Genomic DNA, 2,057 nt, shown 5'->3' with positions numbered 1-2,057 from the left:
CGCCGACCGCGAACAGGCCGGGGACCACGGTGTCGGGGCCGTCCTTGCCGAGCGTCACGACTTCGCCATGATAATTACACGGGATGCCGCCCATATTGTAGTGCACCGTCGGCACGACCGGCAGCGGCTGGCGCGTCAGGTCGACGCCCGCGAAGACCTTGCCGCTTTCGGTGATGCCGGGAAGCCGTTCGTGGAGCACCGCCGGATCGATATGGTCGAGGTGCAGGTAGATATGATCCTTGTGCGGGCCGACGCCGCGTCCTTCGCGGATTTCGAGCGCCATCGAGCGCGAAACGACGTCGCGCGACGCGAGATCCTTTGCCGAGGGAGCATAGCGTTCCATGAACCGCTCGCCTTCGGAGTTGGTGAGGTAACCGCCCTCGCCGCGCGCACCCTCGGTGATGAGCACGCCGGCGCCATAGATGCCGGTCGGGTGGAACTGGACGAATTCCATGTCCTGCAGCGGCAGGCCGGCGCGCAGCACCATGCCGCCGCCGTCGCCAGTGCAGGTGTGCGCCGACGTCGCGGTGAAATAGCTGCGGCCATAGCCGCCGGTCGCGAGCACGACGGCCTGCGAACGGAAGCGATGAATGCTGCCATCCTCCATGCACAGCGCGATGACGCCGCGGCAGGCGCCGTCTTCCATGATCAGGTCGAGCGCGAAATATTCGACGAAGAAGTCGGCGTCATACTTCAGGCTCTGCTGATAGAGCGCGTGAAGCATCGCGTGGCCGGTACGGTCAGCCGCGGCAGCGGTACGCTGGACCGGAGGGCCTTCGCCCATATTCTGCATATGGCCGCCGAACGGGCGCTGGTAGATGGTGCCGTCCTGGTTGCGGCTGAACGGCACACCGGCGTGCTCGAGTTCGTAGACCGCGTTCGGCGCCTCGCGCACCATATATTCGATCGCGTCCTGGTCGCCGAGCCAGTCGGAACCTTTGACGGTGTCGTACATGTGCCACTGCCAATGGTCGGGCGAATTATTGCCGAGGCTGGCGGCGATGCCGCCCTGCGCCGCAACGGTGTGGCTGCGCGTCGGGAACACCTTGGTAATGCACGCGGTCTTGAGCCCCGCTTCGGCGCTGCCCATTGTCGCGCGCAGGCCCGATCCGCCGGCGCCGACGACGACGGTGTCATAGACATGGTCGATGATTTTATAGGCGTCGGTCATCTTACATACCCCCCGGAACGAGCCCGGTGGCGGGCGCAAGCGCGATGCGGACGACGGCGAAGATGCCGTAGGCGGCGCCGCCGATCGCGTAGAAGTTGAGAAGGACAAGCGACAGGAGCTTGGTCGCCTCGCCATGGACATAGTCCTCGATCAGGACCGTCAGGCCGAGCCGCAGGTGCCAGAAGATGCTGACGAGCATCAGGATCAGCGCGAGCGCGACGGTGGGGTTCGATGCCCAGCGATGCACCGCACCATGATCGCCGAGCGGCAGGCGGATGAGCGAGACGAAGAGGAAGCCGACGAGCAGGATATTGCCGAGTGCAGTCAGCCGCTGTTGCAGCCAATGATGCGAACCATGCCCCGACGAGCCCAGCCCGCGAACCTTGCCGAGATGCGTGCCGTTGCCCATCAGAGTGCCCTCGCCAGAATATAGAACCAGGTCAGGACAGTCGCGACCACACCCGCGGCGATCACGACGCTCGACCACAGCCGGTTCGTCTTGAGCTCGTAGCCTGCGCCGATGTCGAGTATGAAGTGGCGAAGGCCCGAGAAGAGATGCTGGAAAAAGGCCCAGGTCAATCCGACCAGCACTATCTTGCCAAGGATATTGGTAATCTGGTGGAAGAGGCCGATTTCGGGGGCCGGGTCTTTCCAGACGCAGGCGATAAAGGCCGCATAGGCATCGGGGCCCGCGGCGAGCGCGCCGAGCCACCAGAGAAACAGCAGGGCGCCGACAATCGCGAGACCGTCACCGCTGACGCGATGGAGGATCGAGACCGCCATCGACGGGCTCCATTTATACACCTGCAGATGCGGGGAGCGCGGACGCGCACTCGGTTCGTTGCCAGCCATATCAGCCCTGTCTTGACTCTAAACGGTCGATGCG

General features: G+C 64.4%; 3 protein-coding genes. All 3 read right to left on the bottom strand.

The window, feature by feature from the left end; genetic code table 11:
• Window positions 1-1,171, bottom strand: a 1,171-nt coding sequence (locus VGD20_RS08120; RefSeq protein ID WP_331133961.1) for an FAD-binding protein, incomplete at its 3' end; no start/stop codon positions are given.
• A gap of 1 nt (window position 1,172) precedes the next feature.
• Complete coding sequence (sdhD, locus tag VGD20_RS08115) at window positions 1,173-1,580, bottom strand: succinate dehydrogenase, hydrophobic membrane anchor protein (protein ID WP_331133960.1); 408 nt, start codon at window positions 1,578-1,580, stop codon at window positions 1,173-1,175.
• Entirely contained in the window at window positions 1,580-2,023 is a 444-nt protein-coding gene (gene sdhC / locus VGD20_RS08110) for a succinate dehydrogenase, cytochrome b556 subunit (protein ID WP_331133959.1), read from the bottom strand. The genes sdhD and sdhC overlap by 1 nt, the downstream gene beginning before the upstream one ends.
• Between the last annotated feature and the right edge of the window lie 34 nt (window positions 2,024-2,057).

The organism is Sphingopyxis sp., from assembly GCF_036402335.1.
Taxonomy (GTDB): domain Bacteria; phylum Pseudomonadota; class Alphaproteobacteria; order Sphingomonadales; family Sphingomonadaceae; genus Sphingopyxis.
Note: the sequence above shows the minus strand (reverse complement) of the source record. Positions and strands in the feature narration are given on the sequence as shown.

Bases quoted from the DNA above. Each gene is read 5' to 3' on its own strand.
- sdhD (WP_331133960.1), bottom strand. From the start codon at position 1,580: ATGGGCAACGGCACGCATCTCGGCAAGGTTCGCGGGCTGGGCTCGTCG.
- sdhC (WP_331133959.1), bottom strand. From the start codon at position 2,023: ATGGCTGGCAACGAACCGAGTGCGCGTCCGCGCTCCCCGCATCTGCAG.